Source organism: Nocardia sp. NPDC058114 (genome assembly GCF_042884695.1).
In the GTDB taxonomy this organism is placed as follows: domain Bacteria; phylum Actinomycetota; class Actinomycetes; order Mycobacteriales; family Mycobacteriaceae; genus Nocardia.
In genome coordinates this window covers 515,426-527,562 of sequence record NZ_JBHVTK010000005.1, presented here as the reverse complement: position 1 = coordinate 527,562, position 12,137 = coordinate 515,426, and the positions used below count along the sequence as shown (strand labels likewise).

Annotated in this window: 13 protein-coding genes; 6 read left to right on the top strand and 7 right to left on the bottom strand. The window is 66.2% G+C overall.

Features of this window, described 5'->3' with window-relative positions; all coding sequences use genetic code 11:
• The first annotated feature begins 106 nt into the window (after positions 1–106).
• Genes ACFVVI_RS21855 through ACFVVI_RS21840 form a run of 4 tightly spaced genes read left to right on the top strand, consistent with a single transcriptional unit; the run spans position 107 to position 2,553 of the window.
• A complete protein-coding gene (locus ACFVVI_RS21855) occupies positions 107–490 on the top strand; it encodes a hypothetical protein (RefSeq protein WP_379313163.1) in 384 nt (127 codons plus the stop codon).
• Between the two features lie 28 nt (positions 491–518).
• On the top strand, positions 519–1,628 hold the full coding sequence (locus tag ACFVVI_RS21850; RefSeq protein ID WP_387446521.1) for a toxin-antitoxin system YwqK family antitoxin: 1,110 nt from the start codon (positions 519–521) through the stop codon (positions 1,626–1,628).
• Positions 1,625–2,110, top strand: coding sequence for a DUF6301 family protein (locus ACFVVI_RS21845; RefSeq protein WP_379313166.1), 486 nt, complete (start codon positions 1,625–1,627; stop codon positions 2,108–2,110). The genes ACFVVI_RS21850 and ACFVVI_RS21845 overlap by 4 nt, the downstream gene beginning before the upstream one ends.
• Complete coding sequence (locus ACFVVI_RS21840; RefSeq protein ID WP_387446519.1) at positions 2,107–2,553, top strand: hypothetical protein; 447 nt, start codon at positions 2,107–2,109, stop codon at positions 2,551–2,553. The genes ACFVVI_RS21845 and ACFVVI_RS21840 overlap by 4 nt, the downstream gene beginning before the upstream one ends.
• 12 nt (positions 2,554–2,565) lie before the next feature.
• Here ACFVVI_RS21840 and ACFVVI_RS21835 read toward each other — a convergent pair whose 3' ends face one another.
• The 3 genes from ACFVVI_RS21835 to ACFVVI_RS21825 form a co-directional block, all read right to left on the bottom strand.
• Complete coding sequence (locus ACFVVI_RS21835) at positions 2,566–2,886, bottom strand: WXG100 family type VII secretion target (RefSeq protein WP_301904962.1); 321 nt, start codon at positions 2,884–2,886, stop codon at positions 2,566–2,568.
• A 124-nt stretch (positions 2,887–3,010) separates the two neighbouring features.
• The gene (locus ACFVVI_RS21830) at positions 3,011–3,811 is read right to left on the bottom strand and encodes an ESX secretion-associated protein EspG (RefSeq protein ID WP_387446517.1); all 801 of its coding nucleotides are present in this window, start codon (positions 3,809–3,811) and stop codon (positions 3,011–3,013) included.
• On the bottom strand, positions 3,808–5,730 hold the full coding sequence (locus ACFVVI_RS21825; protein WP_387446515.1) for a hypothetical protein: 1,923 nt from the start codon (positions 5,728–5,730) through the stop codon (positions 3,808–3,810). The genes ACFVVI_RS21830 and ACFVVI_RS21825 overlap by 4 nt, the downstream gene beginning before the upstream one ends.
• Positions 5,731–5,950: 220 nt before the next feature.
• Here ACFVVI_RS21825 and ACFVVI_RS21820 point away from each other — a divergent pair, with 220 nt between their 5' ends.
• A complete protein-coding gene (locus ACFVVI_RS21820) occupies positions 5,951–7,486 on the top strand; it encodes a hypothetical protein (protein ID WP_378993642.1) in 1,536 nt (511 codons plus the stop codon).
• A 109-nt stretch (positions 7,487–7,595) separates the two neighbouring features.
• Positions 7,596–8,039, top strand: a complete 444-nt coding sequence (dtd, locus tag ACFVVI_RS21815) for a D-aminoacyl-tRNA deacylase (RefSeq protein ID WP_387446513.1) — start codon at positions 7,596–7,598, stop codon at positions 8,037–8,039.
• Here the strand turns inward: dtd and ACFVVI_RS21810 are convergent, their stop codons facing one another.
• From ACFVVI_RS21810 to ACFVVI_RS21795, 4 genes are read right to left on the bottom strand one after another with little or no spacing between them, the layout of a single operon-like run.
• Complete coding sequence (locus ACFVVI_RS21810) at positions 8,040–9,326, bottom strand: ABC transporter permease (RefSeq protein WP_378993644.1); 1,287 nt, start codon at positions 9,324–9,326, stop codon at positions 8,040–8,042. It abuts the gene before it with no gap.
• The gene (locus ACFVVI_RS21805; protein WP_387446511.1) at positions 9,323–9,445 is read right to left on the bottom strand and encodes a hypothetical protein; all 123 of its coding nucleotides are present in this window, start codon (positions 9,443–9,445) and stop codon (positions 9,323–9,325) included. Before ACFVVI_RS21805 ends, ACFVVI_RS21810 begins: the two co-directional genes overlap by 4 nt.
• Before the next feature lie 18 nt (positions 9,446–9,463).
• Entirely contained in the window at positions 9,464–10,600 is a 1,137-nt protein-coding gene (locus tag ACFVVI_RS21800) for an ABC transporter permease (RefSeq protein ID WP_387446510.1), read from the bottom strand.
• A gap of 8 nt (positions 10,601–10,608) precedes the next feature.
• Positions 10,609–12,126 carry an ABC transporter ATP-binding protein gene (locus ACFVVI_RS21795; protein ID WP_387446508.1) on the bottom strand — a complete coding sequence of 506 codons (1,518 nt, stop codon included), beginning with the start codon at positions 12,124–12,126 and terminating at the stop codon, positions 10,609–10,611.
• Positions 12,127–12,137: the final 11 nt, after the last annotated feature.

Genomic DNA, 12,137 nt, shown 5'->3' with positions numbered 1-12,137 from the left:
ATCGGGGTCGGGGCACGCCGAAGCGCTCGCACGACGGGGCGCCCCAAGCCGACGAGCACGCCGAGCCGGACACAGACTCCATGATATCGAGAACGGGACGCACGCAATGGAATTGAAGCCGGTGGCCATGTACCGCGAGATGTACGAGCGCGGGCACGACGAGCTGCCCTCGGTCTTCGACGCGCCCACCGGTACCGTCGAGGGCGACCGCGACCGGATTCTGAACTACATGCGCAAGGTTCGCGCGATCTTCGACGTCATGGGCGAATCCCCCGACCTGTTCATCAGAGACGCCGACATCGAGGGCGGCCCCTCCCTGTACTCCGACGGCGTCTGGATCTGGCGCGAGGACTCGCTGAAGTACCTCGCCGAGCAGGCCCTCGTCCTGCCCACCGAGTTCGTAGAGCACGTCCGCGCCCAGGACTACGTCCCCCAGAACTTCGACACCCGCGACCCCGATTTCGACGCGGCGTTCCTGTCCTATTTCTGAGAAGCGAACGAGCGGGAAGGAACGTCGCGTGTCGCTGTTCATCGACATCAACGACCCCGAACTGACCACGGTGGACGGACGGGTCTACTACCGCAGCGAACCATTCACCGGTGAAACAGTCGAATACCTGCCCGACTTCACCGAAATCGAAAACACTTCCTACGAGAACGGCTACCGCGAACAAAGCTGCACCGCCTGGTACCCGGACGGAACACGGCGGCACTCAGGCTGGTACAGGCGCGGATTCAAGTACGACGACTGGCGCTACTGGTCCCCCGACGGCACGCTCATCCAAGAAGACAACTACGACACGAGCGGCTATCTCCAACACCGTAAACGCTGGGACTCCGCCGGAGTTCTCATCGAAGACTTCGACGCCGCAGCCCTTGCCAAACCCCTCCTCCCGAGCGCCGTCAACCACAAAGACCCCGGACTCGTCTACGACAAGAACCACGACGGCCTCAACACCTACCACGGCCGACCATTCACCGGCCAAGCCGTCGGATACGGCTACAACTACGCGGACGGGCCCATAGTAGAAATCGAATGGCACCTCGACGGCTACCGCGACGGGCCTGAATTCGCCTGGCACTGGGACGGCGCACGCGACCACGCCTGGGTCAACGACCGGGGAAACCCCATCGGTCTCCAGATCACCTGGAACCAGGACGGCACACCACAACACCGCGAAATCGCCGACGACTCCGGGAAGACTCTCCGCCAACAGCGCCGAGACGACAACGGCGAGCTCACCACCTACCCCGCCGAGACACACCCCGACCTGGCCCACGACGATCCCACGCTCACAGCCGCCGAATCCGGTGCCCTCCAGCACAACGGTCGCCCCTTCACCGGACGAGTCCACACCCCCACATACATCCAGGACTATCGCGACGGCTATCCCGACGGCCTCTATACCGAATCAGTCAGGGGGAAGGTCAGCCACGAAGGTGTCAACAGCCCCACCGGCCCCATCGGATCCTGGTACCGGTACCGCCCCGACGGCCGGATCAGCGAAGAACACCACTACGACAGACACCACCGGCTGTTACTCCGACGTCAATGGGATGAGGATGGCGCACTCGCGGCTCCCATGACCGGCCTCGCGCTCCAAGACAACAGGAAGGCAAGCGAATGACCACATGGCGAACGATGCCATCCGCCGACGCCGCCGATCTCTCCGGCAGACTGGCCGCCCTCGACTGGTCATGGAACATCGACGATGCCCCCTCGATTGTCGAACAATTCGGCTGGCAGACCATCTCCAGCCGACCGCGCCGAATCATGCTCGACACCGGATTCGGCCCCGACAGCGGGACCATCCAAGCCAAAAGTGGCGATGTAACCCGCATCGAGCTGCAGCTCACCGACTACGCCGAGGCGAGCGAAAAGCCCGCAGTGAAAACAGCTTTCGCCGACTACGCGCAGGCGATCAGCGAGCGCCTCGGTGAGCCGACCGCACAGGTCACAGCACCGACCCCGCAAATTCGATGGGCAGGCGCCGAAACGACCGTCGTCCTCATCCTCTCCGCCGCGTCGATCTGGCTGAACCTGGTCACCAATACCCGCCTCGCCGCAGACGACCGCAACCTCCAACTCGACAACCAGGGCCTACTGTGACCGACTGGGAAGAATTCGCCCGTGGGTTGGCAAACGAGCTCGCCGCCGCCCCCGACACCACCGTTCTGGTGATCGCCGAAGCGGCACCATCCGGTTCGCGCCGCTTCGCACAATTTCGCAAGACGAGCGAATCGGTCCTGGCCGAACTCCCCGGAAACGCTTGGCTCGACCCGGCATCCCGCCCCGACGACGCAGGCTGGCGAGCTATCACCCGGGCCGGCTGGCGCCAACCCGACCAGGACCACTGCGACAACTGGTGGGCCGAATTCCCCTGGCCGGTCGACACCGACGCCTACCGTCGGCTCGCCGCGATCACCGTCACCGGACTCCGTGACGGCTTCGGCATCGACTCCCCGCTGGCGCTGGGCTACCAGGGCTGGGTCGAGCGTGCCGGAAACAGCAGCCTGCATCTGCCGGGCCTCGGTATCCCGGACGCGAGTTGACCGACTGCCTGACTACGTCAAGCCGTCGCGGTTGCCCTTTTCCATCTTGTCGATGTAGTCGGCGCTTTCGGTCTGGCCGTCGGCGAACTCGCCCATGGACTTCGCCATCGTCTTGACGTTGTCGCTGGTGTTGGTCCACGACGAGTCGTAACCGTCGTTGCCGCCGGGGCCGTCATTGAAGCTCTGACCGAGTTTGTCGTTGCCCCAGACGTTTCCGCGGCCGTTGAGCGAGCTGTTCAGCGTATTGATGATGCCGGTGAGTTGCGTGCTGACGTTGCGCGATTTTCCGGCCGCGGTCCGGAAATCGTCGGCGTCGTACTCGAAGGTGCCCATCGCCCTCATCCCTCCACGAGTGGTGGCTCTGAGCACACCACAACTCTTTCGCGTGCGCAACAGCCTCGCACGACGGAACGAACCCGAGATGAAAGCGCTGTGAACGGTGGGTACCTCGCGGCCCCTATGCGCTTGCTTCCCAATGTGATTCCACGCGCGACATCATGCGCTGGATGGACGTGTTGACCTTCTCGGTCAGGTCCGATCGCGACATCGGGGTGGCGATGGGATTCTCGCTGGGGAGTTCGATGACATAGCGCCCATCATCGGGAAGATCACGCCACACCAGGATGTCGCGATGCATCCCCCGCGAGCCGAACATGGACTGATTCTGCAGGATATTGATGGTTCCGGTGCGGTCGGCGGAACGGCTGAAGAACTCGGTGCTGCGCTCGACGATCGAGGTGTCGGCTTCCTCGAAGAACATCGAGGACCGCTGCCCGTACTCGTCGCCGGCTCCGGCGCTCGCGTCGGTGACAAGCGGGATCATCCCGCCCGTGCCCGCACCGGTGGCCGGCATCAGGTCGACGATGGCGTCGGCCAGGCCGTGGGGACCGATGTCGACCACCGTGTAACCCCCACTGTGCGTGGGAGTTTCACCGGGGAGTTGGTAGACCAGGTATCCGTTGGCGCCGGCTCGTGCGGCCCTGGCCTTGAGCCACTGGTCGGCGTCGTCTCGCGCACGATCGTTCCAACCACGCAGCCGCACATACACTTCCGGCCGCTCCAGCACATCGAAGACCGAACGAAGCGTCGGATCGACCGTGTGTTGCAGACGCTGCCAGACCTGGTACTTCTCTTCCTCGTAGTCCTCGTGCAGGCGAGTCCTGGTCTGGAAGGTGAGCGGACGCGGCAGATCGGTGCCGACGAATCGCTGCCACAGCACCCGGAATTCGATGTCGGTGAGCTCCCACTTCCGCGTCACGCCTGCGCCTCCGGCCGTGCGTGCGCGAGCGAGCCGGCGGCGCCGACTTCCACGGATTCGACCGGCGCTTCCACAACCTGTGCGGGGGCTTCGGTCGCCATCGACTCGGCGAGCAAGCCGGTGAGCGGGGTGACGACCTCGCCCAGACCCGAGAGGTTGGAGAAGTCGGGCAGCGAGGCGCGCGGGAATGCCTCGCCCGCAGCCGTTTCGGCGCTCTCCTCCGGCACTCCCGCCCCGTCGACGGTCGTCGTCACGGTGTCGATGCCGAGCAACTCCGCCAGCGGCGAGAGGGCGGGGTTGTCCGCGATCAGCTGGTTGAGCTCGGGCGACTGCGACAGCAGTTCGGTCAGGTCGGGGAACTGCCCGAACAGGTTGCCCAGCTGGGTGAAATCGGGCAGGCCCGAGGTGGCGCCGGTACCGCTGGTGTCGGCGGACACCTGCTGCAACGCGGTGGCCAGCGAGGGCAGCGCCTGGGTGAGTGAGGAGACCGCGGACGTCACCGCCGACATCACCGAGGACAGGATGCTGGACATGTCGCCCGATCCCGACCCACTCGACCCCGCCGACGACCCGGTGGATCCAGTTGATCCGATGGAACCCGCCGTCTGACCGTTCGCGCTCTGCTGCGAACCGTTGGTGCCGTTCTGCTGCAGCTCCGCGGCCGCCTGCTGGGCGGCTTGCTGCGCCGCTTGCTGGGCAGCCACCGCGGCCGGCGACGTCGCCTGCTGTTGGCTCCCACCCCCGGAATTACCACTGCCACCGGAATTTCCGCTACCACCGGAGTTGTTGCTACCACCGGCATTGTTATTGCCGTTGTTATTACTGTTGCCGTTATTGTTATTATTGTTGTTATTATTGTTGTTGTTGTTATTGTTCTCCGGCGGCTTCACCGGCCCCTTCGGCGCCGCGGGCTCCGCGGCCGCAGGGAAGAGCTTCTCGGTCTGCCCGACACCGTCGACGTAGTGGCGCTTGTACCGATCGCGGTTCTCCTGCAGATCGTCGTCACACTTGTCTTCTTTGTCGATCGGCATACACACCTTGGTCGCGTACAACCAGTTCGCGGTGTACTCGAGGTTCTGCTGCATCATCGTGAAGGAGTCGCTCGCGGTCATCGCCGACTTGCCGAACGTGGAGATCGCGGCGAACGCGGCGTCACCGCCCTGGCTCTCCCACCGGTCGCGGGTGATCTCACCGAGCTTCTGCTCGAGGTTGTAGGCGGCGCCGTGCACGGCATGGGCCATCGCCTCCCAGATCGGAGCGTCGTTGGCCACCTCCTGCCAGGACAGCCGCTGACCGAGGTCGTACATGTCCCGCCAGGACATGTTGTCCGCGGCGCGGACGGGTATCCGCACACCGACCGATTCCGCCGTCGCGGTGCCCGCGTGCTTGGGCACGTTCGCGGTCTCGATGTCGTAGTTGTGCTTCTCCATCTTGATTTCCATGCCGGTGCCCTGCCGCACCTTGACATCGACTTCCCAGTGAGCCGGCGTGTAACCACCGGCCTGGGAGACCTCGCCCTTCATATCCTTGGCACCCGGCGAGGAGTTCACATTCTTCAGATCGCCCTTGAGCGCGGCGATGTTGTCGCCGGAGCCCTTGTCGGTGTCGGTGTACGACTCACCCGCGGCCTTGAACATGGAGACCAGATCCTCGAGCGAGTCGATATAGCGCCCGAGCAGGTCCTTGGCCTGGGTGGCCTCGGAGATGAACTTGGTCCGCAGCGGCGGACCCGCGTCGACTTGGCTGCCGCCCAGCTTGGACTCGTCGTAGTTGTTGAGGTCGTGGTCGCGGAACAGGTTCTGGCAACCCTTGAACACCTCGATCGCCGTACTGCACGCCTTGGCCGCCTCGAGCGCAGCTCCCGTCTCGACCTTGACTTTTGCCTTGCTGGCCAGTCCTGACCAGGGAGAATCGCCCACGCTAACCGCTCCTCGAAGCACCCCACCGCCGACCCTCGCAGCCGACTCGATCGCATCGCATTCTAGTGAGCAATGCGAAATATGCACAGCACCAAGGAAACACCGGCACCGATGCCGGATGAACAGCCGGTTCCGGCGAACGATCCGGCAGCCGACACCGATCTGTGACAGACTCGATCAAAGCGCTAGCGGCCGCCGGACGGCCATGAACGAACGAACGATGGGTGCCCAGCTTGACGTCGCGATGGAACTGCTCATGACCGATCTGAGCGGCCTCGAACGGCGCGTGGCAGCCAATCGCGCCAACACCCGCAGCCAGCACGCCGACGACTACCTACGCTTGGCCGGATCGCTGACCGAATTCGCCCAGGGTCTGCTCACGACCAGGGATGATCCGTCGGGGCGTGACCGCACGGCGGAGGCGCTGGAACCCGCGCAGGAAGCGGTGGCGATCCGGCTGCACTGGCTGGTCGGCGGGTACGTCTCCTACGAGTACGCGGGTGCGTTGCAGGACGCGTTGCGGTTGTTCGAGCAGGCGACGCGGCTGGTCGGGCACCGGCAGCTCGCGACCAACACCATTCGCAGTGCCTGTTCGGCGTATCGGCAGGTCGCGCAGGACTACCCGGATGTTTCGGCCATGTGCGCCGACGGGTTGTCCAAGTGCGGCGTGTGGTTGATGCGGCTCGATCACGACGCGGCGGTGGCGGCCAGTGAGTCGGCGGTCCGGATTCGGGCGGCGATGTACGCGCGCGCTTCCGAACAACCGGGCAAGTACCTGGCGAGTCTGAGCACTCTGCTGCGCACCCTGATGGTGGGGCGCTCACGCAAACAGGCCATCGCGACCTATCGCACCCTGTATTCCGAGGTGACCACCACCGCGAGCACGGCGAAACTGCGCGAAACCCGGGTCGAGGAGCTCGACCTCACGGTCAAGACCACGCAGGCGCTGGTGAAGCTGGGCGCACCGACCCTCGAACGCGCGGGACGGCTCACGCAGCAGCAGATCCTGTACCAGTCGGGTGGCGACCTGGCCACGATCGACGAGATCAATTGGCGGCTGGCCCTGGTGGGTCTCAAACCCCTTGCGGCAGGGGCGATGCCGGAGCCGCCGTCGCGACCGGTCGAGATCTCCGCGACCTACGGCGCGATCGCCGTCCGGTGCTCGGCGCCGGACGCGCTGGAGCAGGTACGCGCCGCGATCGTCGCCGCGTACGCCCAGGACGGCGCGAATCCGGTCGACGCGGGCCGCTTCGCCGGGGTGCACGACAAGCACTGGGGTGTCAAAGAACCCAAGACCAACCTCGAGACCGAGCTCGGCGCCGATGTGGTGCTCGTCGAAAAGTCCTCGGGCAGCTGGATTTCGGTGAAGAGTCTCAACTGGGAGATCGGCGCACTCGGCAAACACCCACTCGCCGTGGCCCTCTCGATGAAATGGCCGGTCCTCACCGTCGCCACGATCGAGAAGATCTCCTACGAACTATGCCTCTACGACAACGGCGTCGCCACCCAGTACGCCGCCCTCGGCAGGCCGGCGGGCCAGGCACCCCTCGACACCCCACTGGCGCCCCTGGACTTCGCGACCCTGGCCGACTACGGCGCCGACTACGCCTCCGAAACCCAGGTCAGAGCCGCCTTCGGCAATGCCGAGATGTTCGCCAAGGTCACCGAGCTCCCCGGCGCGGGCATCCGCCAGTCCGCGGAGAAGGCCCCACTCACCGACTACGGCCCGAATATCCTCTTCTTCGGCAAGGATTGAATCGTCACCGCGAAAAGCCACGGTGCCCACCAGACCCGTGGTGATCGCACCGACAGATGAGTCGCCCCCCGAACGCCGCACAGCGCGGTCACCCGGCATGATCGGAGCTGTGCGAGTACTGCTGCAACGTGTGACCAGCGCCCAGGTGAGCGTCGGCGATCAGGTCGTCGGCCGCATCGACCCGGCGGCGACGGGAGTCCCCCACGGCCTCCTCGCTCTCGTCGGCGCTACCCACACCGACACCGCGGCCAACGCGAAAGCTCTGGCCGACAAGGCCTATCGCCTGCGCATCCTCGACGGTGAACGCTCCGCCGCCGACCTGGACGCCCCCATCCTGGTGGTCAGCCAGTTCACCCTCTACGCCAACACCGCCAAGGGCCGGCGCCCCTCCTGGAACGCCGCCGCCCCCGGTTCCCTCGCCGAACCCCTCGTCGACACCTTCGCCGAGGCACTCCGCGAACTGGGCGCCACCGTCGCCACCGGAAAATTCGGCGCCCACATGCAGATCGAACTCACCAACGACGGCCCGGTCACCGTCCTGCTCGAAGGCTGACTACTTGTCGCCCGGCCGGTACGGGATGCCGTCGGCGGCGGGCGCGACCGCCTTTCCGATGAATCCGGCGACCACGACCAGGGTGACCACGTAGGGCAGCATGCCGAGGAATTCGGTGGGGATCGGGTTGCCCGGCATGGTGTTGAGGAAGCGTTGCAGGGCGCTGGAGAAACCGAACAGCAGGGCGGCCAGCAGCGCGCCGACCGGCTTCCAGCGGCCGACGATCATCACCGCTAGGGCCACGAAGCCGAGCGCGGCGGTCATGTTCTTGCTGAAGGCCACATTGTTGGCGATGGTGAAGAAGGCGCCGCCGAAACCCGACAGGGCACCGGCACAGGTGACGTTCCAGAAGCGCAGGCGGTTCACGTCGATGCCCGCGGCGTCGGCCGCGGCCGGATGTTCGCCGACGGCGCGGGTGCGCAGGCCCCAGCGGGTCTGGAACAGCAGATACGACAGCCCGAACACGCAGGCCAGCGCCACATAGACGAACAGGTTCTGGTCGAACAGCACCGGCCCGAGCACCGGGATGCCGGTCAGGAAGCCGAGGCCGATGTCGTGGAGGAACCCGCCGATGCGCGGCACCGTGCTCGGCTGGTTGAGCGAATGGTCCATGCGCATGAGCCGTTCGAACAGGAAGCCGGTGAGCCCCAGCGCGAGCAGATTGAGGATGACACCGGTCACCAGCTGGTTCACCTCGAAGCGGGTCGCGAGCCAGGCCAGCAGCAGCGTCGACAGCATGCCGCTGATCACCGCGGCCACAATCCCGGCGTAGGGGCTGCCGGTGATCGAGGAGAACAGCACCGCGGTGAACGCGCCCGCCAGGAACTGGCCCTCGATGCCGAGGTTGATCACGCCCGACCGTTCACAGACCACGCCGGACAGCGCACCGAAGATGAACGGCAGCGCCAGGAACAGCGTCGACGCCAGCACGAACTCCACCGGGAAGCCGACGCCCGGCGTCACCACCCACGACAGCGCCGCGATCACCAGGGCCGCCACCGCGATGCCGACGATCGCCCCGTGCGCGCGCCGCGAAAGCGGCCGCGCCGCCAGCACCCCACCGAGCACCGCCGTCACCACGCCAAGGATCAGCACGATCGTGAGAGTGTTGACAGTCCAGCCACTTTCGACGGTCTGATCCAGCCGGAACGTGGTCGTCCGCCCACCGTCGACGAACAGCAGCCCGAGAACGCCGAGACCGATGCCGAGCACGATGAGCACCACCCCGGCCACACCGTGCCTGGCTGATTCGGCCGTGACGACCGGTGACGCGGTGGTGGTACTCACCAGCCCCTCGCTTCCAGAGTGTTGAGACCACCGCGCGGTGTGCGCAGGTGCAGCAGGGTTTTCACCAGCGCGGGCGCGGCGACGAACAGCACGATCACCGCCTGCAACAGCGTGGACATCTCGACCGGAATGGCGGGCTACATGTGCAGCGTGCCCGATTTCAGCGCACCGAACAGCAGTGCGGCGGCGGCGATACCGCCGGGATGCGCCCGCCCGAGCAGCGCGACGGTGATCCCGTCGAACCCGAATTCGGCGACCGTGCCCGGATTCACCGTGTACGGGTTGAGCCCCAACACCAGTGCGGCGCCACCCAACCCGGCCAGCCCGCCCGACACCGCCATCGTGGTGACGAACGTGCGCCCGATATCGATACCCGCCGTTTCCGCCGCGTGCGTATTGGCACCGACCGCGCGGATCCGGTACCCGAAGGTGGATTTGCGCAGCAGCCACCAGATTCCGGCCGCGAGCGCCAGCCCGAGCAACAGCCCCGCGCTGACCCGCAGGCCCGAGCCCGCCCAGCCGAGCAGCCGGGGCAGCCGGCCGGAGAAGTCCACCTGCTTGGAGACCAGTTCCTGCGAGGTCGTCGAGTGGATGAACGTGGTGCTCAACGCCCAGAGCAGAAAATAGGTGGCGATATTGTTCAGCATGATCGACGAGATCACCTCGTGCGCGCCGGTTTTGGCCTTGAGCACGCCGGGGATGGTGCCGAGCAGACCGCCCGCGAGCGCACCCGCGAGCAGGGCCAGCGGAACATGCAGCAGGGGCGGCAGGTCGAGCGCGAACCCGACCACCACGCCGCCGAGCAAGCCGAAGATGAACTGTCCGTGCCCGCCGATATTGAACAGTCCGGCCCGGAAGGCCAGGCCGACGGCGAGTCCGGTGAAGATCAGCGGGGTCGCGTAGGTGAGCGTCTCCGAGATCGGGCGCAGCACCTGGGCCAGGGTGGCGTCACCGTCGACATACTGCTGAACACGCCCGAAGTCGATGATCGCGCCCTCGAACATGTCGCGATAGCCCGCGCTCACCGCCTGCCACGAGAAACTCAGCGCATCGGCGGGCCGGTTGAAGAAGTAGCCCCAGGCACCCCGCACCGCCGCGTCGGAGACGATGATCAACAGGGCCCCGATCGCGAAGGCCAGCAACAACGAATAGATCGTCACCATCACGCTGTTGGCTTCGGTCAGGTACCCGATGAATGTGCGGCCGACGTCGCGCCTGTCCGGTTTACGCTCGCCGGGTTGGTCGATGTCCGGCTCGATGGTCGTACTCGGCATGGGTTTCCTCAGCTCGCGGGTGCTGGATCGGCGGGACGGTGGCCCGCCATCAGCTGACCGATGATCTCGCGCGGTGTATCCGGGGCCAGGACACCTACGATCTGCCCGTTGTGGATCACCGCGATGCGGTCGGACAGGGCCAGGATCTCGTCCAGCTCAGCGGAGATGAGCAGGACGGCGGTTCCCGTGTCGCGTTCGGCGACCAGACGGCGATGGATGAACTCGATCGCGCCGACATCCACTCCTCGCGTCGGTTGCGCGGCGACCAGAACCGAACGCGGCCTGGAGAATTCGCGGGCGATCACCACCTTCTGCTGATTGCCGCCCGACAGCGCCGACACCAGCTCCCCCGGCCCCCTGGTGCGGATGTCGAAATCGGCGATCGCCTTGTCGGCCAGCTTTCGTACCGCCGCCGCGTCGACCACGCCGCGATTCGACAGGGGTCTGTCGCGGTACTGGTTGAGGACGAGGTTCTCGGCGACGGTGAAATCGGCGGCCAGCCCGTCGCGGCCGCGATCCTCCGGGATATAGCCGAGCCCGGCCACGATCCGCCGGTACGGGTTCCACCCGGTGACCGGGATACCGCCCATCTCGATCGAGCCGCTCTCGGGCGTGACGGTCCCGAGCACCGCCCTGGCCAGTTCGGTCTGCCCGTTGCCCTCGACCCCGGCCAACCCGACGATCTCACCGGCCCGCACAGCCAGACTCAGTCCGTCGAGCATCGGCGTCCCGCGCTCGCCCAGCACGGTCAGATCCTTGATGTCCAGGGCGATCTCGCCCGGCTGCGCCTGCGGTCGATCCACGGTCAGCACGACCGACCGCCCGACCATCGCCGCCGCCAACTCGGCCTCGCTGTCCTGCGGCGACGCCTCGGCCACGACCCGCCCACGCCGCAGAACGGTGATCGTGTCCGCGATCGCCTTCACCTCTTTGAGCTTGTGGCTGATGAAGATCACCGACATCCCCGAGGCCGTGAGATTGCGGATGATCCCGAGCAACTCGGCTACTTCGGGCGGGGTGAGCACCGCGGTCGGCTCGTCCAGGATCAGCAGATCGGTCCTGCCGGACAGCGCCTTCACGATCTCGACCCGCTGCTGCACACCGACCGGCAGGTCCTCGCAGACAGCGTCGGGATCCAGCGCCAGACCGTACCGCTCGGACACCTCGCGCACCGCCCGCCGCGCGGTCGCCCGATCGAGGCCGCCCCGCTTGACGTGTTCGCGACCCAGCTGCACGTTGTCGGCGACACTGAACGGCCCGACGAGCTTGAAATGCTGATGCACCATGCCGATTCCGGCAGCGATGGCGTCGCCCGGCGATCGCAGCCGTACCGGCTCGCCGTCGATCAGGATCTGGCCGCTGGTCGGTTCGAGGATGCCGTACAGCATGTTCATCAGGGTCGACTTGCCCGCGCCGTTCTCGCCGAGGATCGCGTGCACCTGGCCGGGTTCGACCACCAGGTCGACGCTGTCGTCGGCGAGAAACGTTCCGAAGGCCTTGGTCAAGCCCTGTGCTTCGAGTCGCATGCGCCTGTCCT

Bases quoted from the DNA above. Each gene is read 5' to 3' on its own strand.
- ACFVVI_RS21795 (WP_387446508.1), bottom strand. From the start codon at position 12,126: ATGCGACTCGAAGCACAGGGCTTGACCAAGGCCTTCGGAACGTTTCTC.
- ACFVVI_RS21805 (WP_387446511.1), bottom strand. From the start codon at position 9,445: ATGTCCACGCTGTTGCAGGCGGTGATCGTGCTGTTCGTCGCCGCGCCC.
- ACFVVI_RS21835 (WP_301904962.1), bottom strand. From the start codon at position 2,886: ATGGGCACCTTCGAGTACGACGCCGACGATTTCCGGACCGCGGCCGGA.
- ACFVVI_RS21820 (WP_378993642.1), top strand. From the start codon at position 5,951: ATGGGTGCCCAGCTTGACGTCGCGATGGAACTGCTCATGACCGATCTG.
- ACFVVI_RS21845 (WP_379313166.1), top strand. From the start codon at position 1,625: ATGACCACATGGCGAACGATGCCATCCGCCGACGCCGCCGATCTCTCC.
- ACFVVI_RS21855 (WP_379313163.1), top strand. From the start codon at position 107: ATGGAATTGAAGCCGGTGGCCATGTACCGCGAGATGTACGAGCGCGGG.
- ACFVVI_RS21800 (WP_387446510.1), bottom strand. From the start codon at position 10,600: ATGCCGAGTACGACCATCGAGCCGGACATCGACCAACCCGGCGAGCGT.